Source organism: Candidatus Accumulibacter phosphatis (assembly GCF_000024165.1).
Lineage (GTDB): Bacteria > Pseudomonadota > Gammaproteobacteria > Burkholderiales > Rhodocyclaceae > Accumulibacter > Accumulibacter phosphatis.
The window spans coordinates 4,809,580-4,815,872 of record NC_013194.1; the positions used below are offsets into that span (position 1 = coordinate 4,809,580).

The following is a 6,293-nucleotide window of genomic DNA, read 5'->3' on the forward strand; positions in this document are numbered from 1 at the left end:
TCGGTGGGGGCGTCAGCAGCCCGCGAAGATGGCTTCGCGATGCTCAGCGAGAAAGCGCCGGTCGGGGCAAAACTTCTCGGGGAGGTCCAGCGCCTTTGCTTCGTAAGGAGCAAAGTTGTCGCGGATCGCCTGGCTCGTCAGGTGATCCCTGAGCCGCTTGCTCAACAGTAGACGGTAATCGTCGTCAAATGCAATCAGTCCTTGGTCGAAGGCGCCGTCGTGAAGCCGCGAAAGACAGAGTCCGTTGCGCGGATTCACTCGATGCGCAGGGTAGCTCGCCCAAGGAAGAATATGGCTGGCGACCAGCAGTTCCGCCACCGGATTGCCGGAAACGCAGCATTCGCAGTGATAGGCTGTCAGCACCATGCTCCTGAAGAAGCGCTGGGCCAGCCGGACCTTGACCGCTCGTTCCCCTTCCATGTGCACTTGGCCGGGTGGCTCCTGATCCTCACCGGCCATTGCCGTCTGCCGACTCGGGTGGACTTGCTCCCTGAGTTGCTCGCTTTCGATCGCCAGCGCTTCCCAGTCTGCATGAAACTCATCCCAAACGGACCGATCGAGCCGGCTTGCGCCCCTCAGTCCTTTGACGCCACGCGCGGCTTCTTGCGGGTCGAGCGAAGTGAGATTGTTGAGCTTCATCGCGACACTGCCAGGGGTACGCCCGAGTGCGCTTGCCAGCTCGATCACCTCAGGCGACCCGCTGTCCTGACGCCCGAACGGGATGCGGCAATACAAGTTCATGACGACGATGAGTTCGTCGCGGGTCCAGGGTTTTCCTCTCGCGGTGGTCATCGTTGGATTTCTCGGAGCCTCAAATCCTACGCGGAGCTTGTCTGAACACTTCCGGCGCGTGCCAGGCCCAAAAGCGTCTTGGCAGCCGGTAGCGCAAGCCACGACGGACTCGATATTCAGCGCTGCCACCTGTCTGGCTAACCGACTTGGCGTCCATAAGCGGGACATCCCTCTCTGAATTGTTGTTGGTGGCGGCCAGTTTACTCCTTCGTTCCGGGGATCGCGCTGCAAGCCCACTGGATCTACCGAATCGACGGTCGCGGCGGGGGGTTGGCACGTCTGCGAGAGTGCCCAGCATGCAAATGCTGGGCATCACAGATGATTCGCACGGCAAGTACGAGGTCGCTTGGGCACGCCGCTAGCGGCAACGGCCGACTGGAATATTCGTGCCGCCGGGGCTATAGTCAGCGGGTCGGCGTCTGACTTTCGAGGTTCTCGTGATCAGCAGTGTCTCCCGTTTGCAGGCAGCCCTTTCCGCGGGAGTCGCAACGCGCGACCGCGGGGGCGATCAGCCGGCCGACGCTGAGCAGAGCAGCCCGGTCCAGAATGGCCTATCCGTCGAGGAACAACGGCAGGTGGATGTGCTGCGGGCGACCGACCGGAACGTGCGTGCGCACGAACTGGCGCACATCGCGGCTGGCGCTGGCCTGACCGGCGCGGCGTCCTTCACCTATCAGCTTGGCCCGGACAACCAGCGGTACGCTGTGGCTGGCGAGGTGAGTATCGACATCTCTTCCGGTGGCGATCCGGGAGTTTTGGGGACAGGGAGTTTTGGGGACAGCTGGGAGTTTTGGGGAGTTTTGGGGACAGTATATCGAACTCTATCTGCTGCTTGTCGCACCTTCTCGACGCACCCGCATTGACGCCTTTCCCCCTTGGCCTGTTGAGGGATGAGTTTAGTATGCTGTCCCTGAAATTCCTGTCCCTGAAATTCCCCTTCAGCCGTCTGGCCCGTCAGCAGCCAGGTCTCGCCGACCCACAGCGCCAGCGCAAAGCTGACCTCGCCGGTCGTTTCCTCAGGCGAGGGCTTGCATACCGGAAAGCCGCAACGGACAGCGCGAATGCTCGACGCATTCCCGGTCTCGTCCCGAAGCTCGTCCACCTGCGGCCAGGAGCCACTCGTGAGTCGCTGCCGAGGCTTTCAGTTGATCTGCCGCAAAGTGGCGACAGGTAGGACGCTTTGAGGCTTCATGCCCGTGCAGAACACCCAAATGCTGTCATGGCGCTGTAGGATTCAAACCTCTGGCAACGCAGGCTCCCGGATGACTTCCACCGACACCTCCCCGAATCCCCCGACAGGCACGCCGCAGCCCGGCCTCGGCGAGGGCTTGCGCGAGGATCTTCTCCATCACGATCCGCTGCTCGCCTGCCTCGTCGAGCTGACGCGGCTGCATGGTCGGCCGAGCACGCGCGCGGCATTGTCGGCGGGTCTGCCGCTGGCGGGCGGCGGCCTGACGCCTTCCTTATTTGCGCGCGCGGCGGCACGCGCCGGTCTGTCGAGCCGGATCGTGCGCCGGCAACTCGCCGACATCGACAGCGTCCTCCTGCCGGTGATCCTGCTGCTGAAAGGCGACGGCGCCTGCGTGCTGCTCGGTTGGGACGAGAGCGGCGAGACCGCGCGCCTGCTCTTTCCGGAGACCGGTCAGGGCGAGGTCCTGCTCGGCCGCGCGGCGCTGAGCGAACGCTACCTGGGAATCGCCGTCTTTGCCCGGCCGCGCTTCAGCTTCGACGCGCGCACGCCGGAGGTCGGCCAGGTCGCCGAACGGCACTGGTTCTGGGGCGCCTTGCTCGAGCAGGCGGGGCTGTATCGCGACGTTCTCGGCGCCGCACTGCTGGTCAACATCTTCGCGCTGGTGATGCCGCTTTTCGTGATGAACGTCTACGATCGCGTCGTCCCCAACAACGCCACCGATACCCTGTGGATGCTGGCGCTGGGCGTGCTGCTGGTGATCGGCATGGACTACATGCTGCGTCTGCTGCGCGGCCGCTTCATCGATCTCGCCAGTGCGCGCATCGACGTCAAACTGTCGGCCTTGATCATGGAGCGCGTGCTCGGCATGCGCCTGGAAGCGCGGCCGGCGTCGGTCGGTTCCTTCGCCGCCAATCTGCGCTCGTTCGAGTCGGTGCGCGATTTCATCGCCTCGGCAACCGTTTCGGCCTTGATCGATCTGCCGTTCGCGCTGATCTTTCTGCTGGTCATCGTCTGGATTGCCTGGCCGCTGGTCCTGATTCCCCTGCTCGGCCTGGTCGTCGGCGTGATCTATGCCTACCTCGTCCAGCACCGCATGCACGAACTGGCCGAAACCACCTATCGCGCCACGGCGCAGCGCAATGCGGCGCTGATCGAAAGCCTGACGGCGCTCGAAACGATCAAGACGCAGAACGCCGAAGGTGTCGTCCAGAACAAGTGGGAGCGCACGACGGCCTTCCTCGCGCGCAGCGGCGTCCAGTTGCGCCTGCTGTCGTCGTCGGCCAGCAACGGCGCGGCCGCCGTCACGCAGGTGGTCAATGTCGCGTTGGTGATCGCCGGCGTCTACCTGATCCAGGAGCGCCTGCTGACCATGGGCGGCCTGATCGCGGTCACCATGCTCGGTGGCCGCGCCATCGCGCCGCTGGCGCAGGTGGTCGGGCTGTTGATGCAATACCAGAACGCCCGCCTGGCGCTGTCCACGCTCGACAAGATGATGGTGCAGCCGGTCGAGCGTCCGGACGCGACGGCATTCATTCATCGGCCCGAACTGAGCGGCGAGATCGAGTTCCGCCATGTCTCGTTCAGCTACCCGGAGCAGGGCGAAGCGGCGCTGACCAATGTCTCGCTGCGCATCGCGCCGGGCGAGCGCGTCATCATCATCGGTCGTACCGGCTCTGGCAAGACGACGCTGCAGAAGCTGATGCTCGGGCTGTACCAGCCGAGCCAGGGCGTGGTGCGTATCGACGGAATCGACCTGCGCCAGCTCGACCCGGCAGACCTGCGGCGCAACATCGGTTGCGTCGGCCAGGACGCGACCCTGTTCTACGGTACCCTGCGCGAGAACATCGCCATCGGTGCGCCCTACGCCGACGACGCGGCGATCGTCACCGCCGCCGAAGTCGCCGGCCTGACGCAGTTCGTCAATCGCCATCCGAAGGGATTCGACATGCTGATTGGCGAACGTGGTGAATCGCTCTCGGGCGGTCAGCGACAGGAGGTGGCGATTGCCCGCGCGGTGTTGCTGGACCCGCCGATCCTCTTGCTCGATGAACCGACCAGTGCGATGGACTTTTCGACCGAGCAGGGTTTCAAGGAACGCCTGATGCGCTTTGCCGCCCACAAGACCGTGATCGTCGTCACCCATCGGACGAGCCTGATCGACCTGGCGACACGGCTCATCGTCGTCGACGACGGGCGCATCGTCGCCGACGGGCCGCGCGATCAGGTCGTCGAAGCGCTGCAGTCGGGGCGCGTCGGGCGGGCAGCGCCATGAGTGGACGCCTGATGGCCAGCGCGCGCCGTGCCCAGGGCGCCCTCGAGTGGCTGCGTGTGCGTCTGCAGCCCGGGTTCGACTCGTGGATGAACCGGGCGATCGACGTCGAGAAGGAGCGCGAACAGCAGGGTTTTGCCGCCGACAGCGACTACGCCATCCTGCAACAGGACCCCTTGCGCGCGCGCGTCCTGCTCAAGTCGATCGGCGTGGCCTTCGCGCTGTTCGTCATGTGGGCGGCGGTCAGCCAGGTCGACGAAGTCACGCGCGGCGAGGGCAAGGTCATTCCGTCGCGGCAGTTGCAGGTTCTGCAGAGCCTCGACGGCGGCGTCGTGGACGAGATTCTGGTGCACGAGGGTGATGTCGTCGAACCCGAGCAGATCCTGCTGCGCATCGACCAGACGCGTTTCGTGTCGTCGGTGCGCGAGAGCCGCGTGCAATACACGGCGCTGGTCGCCAAGGCCGCGCGTCTGCGGGCGCTGACCGAGGGCGTCCCTTTCAAGATCCCGGACGAGGTGCTCAAGGAGGACCCGCGCACTGCCGAAGAGGAGCGGCGCCTGTATGAGTCGCGGCGCAGCGAGCTCGAAACGACGACCTCGATTGCCCGCCAGCAGTTGACGCAGCGTCAGCAGGAACTCGTCGAGGTGCGCGCCAAGCACGAACAGGCGAGCAAGGCGCACGAACTGGCGGCACGCGAACTGTCGGTGACCAAGCCGCTGATCGGTTCGGGCGCGGTCTCCGAGGTGGAACTGCTGCGCCTCGAGCGCGACGTCTCGCGTTTTCGCGGTGAACGCGAAATGGCAGCGGCGCAGATCGGCCGCCTGCAGTCGGCGATCAACGAAGCGAATCGCAAGATCGAGGAGGTCGGGCTGGCTTTTCGCAATGAATCCGGCAAGGAACTCGGCGAGACGATGGCCAAGCTGAACAGTCTCGCCGAGGGTGGCGTCGGCCTGTCCGACAAGGTCAGTCGTTCGGTGTTGCGCTCGCCGGTCAAGGGAACCGTCAAGCGCCTGCTGGTCAATACCGTCGGTGGCGTGGTGCAACCGGGCAAGGATATCGTCGAAATCGTCCCGCTCGAAGACAACCTGTTGCTCGAAGCGCGCGTGCATCCGCGCGACATCGCCTTCCTGCATCCAGGCCAGAAGGCGGTGGTCAAGTTCACCGCTTACGATTTCGCAATCTACGGGGGGCTCGACGGCAAGCTCGAACATATCGGCGCCGACACCGTGGTCGACGACAAAGGCAACGCGTTCTACATCGTTCGCGTGCGCACCAATCAGTCGACGCTGGGGAACAATCTGCCGGTCATCCCCGGCATGGTCGCCGAGGTCGATATCGTGACCGGGGAAAAGAGCGTCCTTTCCTACCTGCTGAAGCCGGTCCTGCGTGCCAAGGCGCGCGCCTTTTCCGAGCGTTGAGTTGCTGCAGCAGATTTTTCTCTCCGTCGATGCGCGGCAGCGCAACTCCTGGCGAGCCGCGTTCCCGAACCTGATCGTCGGTCGTCTGGAGGGCATGCCGGCAGCGCCGGCGCTGGTCTGGGCACTGCTGCCGAACGGGCAGCGGCCCGAGGAACTGGTCGCGCGCCTGCGCCGGGGGCTGGCCGGGCGCTCGCTGATCGTGCTGGCCGACGAGCCCGATGAAGATGGCGCCCTGGCGGCCCTGGCGGCGGGTGCCGCCGCTTACTGCAACGGGCATGCGGCACCGACGGTGCTGCAACAGGTGGCAGCGGTGGTCCAGAACGGCGGCGTGTGGATCGGCGAGGGTCTGATGAAGCGTCTGCTGGTCGCCAGCGCGGCCTTGCTGAGCAAGCGTCCGAGCGATGGCGATGCCTGGCGCAGCGCGCTTACCGCGCGCGAACAGGAGGTCGCCGTGGCGGTGGCCGCCGGGGCGAGCAACAAGGAAATCGCCCGGCAACTCGCCATCACCGAACGAACCGTCAAGTTCCACGTCAGCGCCGTGCTCGAAAAGCTCGGCGCCCGCGATCGCCTGCAGCTCTCGCTGATCATCAACGGCGTCGGCAGCAGGGCCTGATTCAACGCC

The 6,293-nt window shown here is 65.1% G+C and carries 5 protein-coding genes; 4 read left to right on the forward strand and 1 reads right to left on the reverse strand.

Annotated elements, in window-relative coordinates:
* Positions 1 to 12 precede the first annotated feature (12 nt).
* Positions 13 to 921, reverse strand: a complete 909-nt coding sequence (locus CAP2UW1_RS21025) for an HNH endonuclease (RefSeq protein WP_291934782.1) — start codon at positions 919 to 921, stop codon at positions 13 to 15.
* A gap of 308 nt (positions 922 to 1,229) precedes the next feature.
* Here CAP2UW1_RS21025 and CAP2UW1_RS24190 point away from each other — a divergent pair, with 308 nt between their 5' ends.
* From CAP2UW1_RS24190 to CAP2UW1_RS21045, 4 genes are all read left to right on the forward strand, one after another.
* A complete protein-coding gene (locus tag CAP2UW1_RS24190) occupies positions 1,230 to 1,655 on the forward strand; it encodes a putative metalloprotease CJM1_0395 family protein (protein WP_015768634.1) in 426 nt (141 codons plus the stop codon).
* 399 nt (positions 1,656 to 2,054) lie between these two features.
* Positions 2,055 to 4,256 carry a type I secretion system permease/ATPase gene (locus CAP2UW1_RS21035; RefSeq protein WP_015768636.1) on the forward strand — a complete coding sequence of 734 codons (2,202 nt, stop codon included), beginning with the start codon at positions 2,055 to 2,057 and terminating at the stop codon, positions 4,254 to 4,256.
* Positions 4,253 to 5,671: an HlyD family type I secretion periplasmic adaptor subunit gene (locus tag CAP2UW1_RS21040; RefSeq protein ID WP_291912447.1), complete on the forward strand. Its 1,419-nt coding sequence runs from the start codon at positions 4,253 to 4,255 to the stop codon at positions 5,669 to 5,671. The genes CAP2UW1_RS21035 and CAP2UW1_RS21040 overlap by 4 nt, the downstream gene beginning before the upstream one ends.
* Before the next feature lies 1 nt (position 5,672).
* Positions 5,673 to 6,284, forward strand: a complete 612-nt coding sequence (locus CAP2UW1_RS21045) for a LuxR C-terminal-related transcriptional regulator (RefSeq protein WP_015768638.1) — start codon at positions 5,673 to 5,675, stop codon at positions 6,282 to 6,284.
* Positions 6,285 to 6,293: the final 9 nt, after the last annotated feature.

Coding starts and splice junctions, on each gene's coding strand:
- CAP2UW1_RS21040 (WP_291912447.1), top strand. CDS start 4,253: ATGAGTGGACGCCTGATGGCCAGCGCGCGCCGTGCCCAGGGCGCCCTC.
- CAP2UW1_RS21035 (WP_015768636.1), top strand. CDS start 2,055: ATGACTTCCACCGACACCTCCCCGAATCCCCCGACAGGCACGCCGCAG.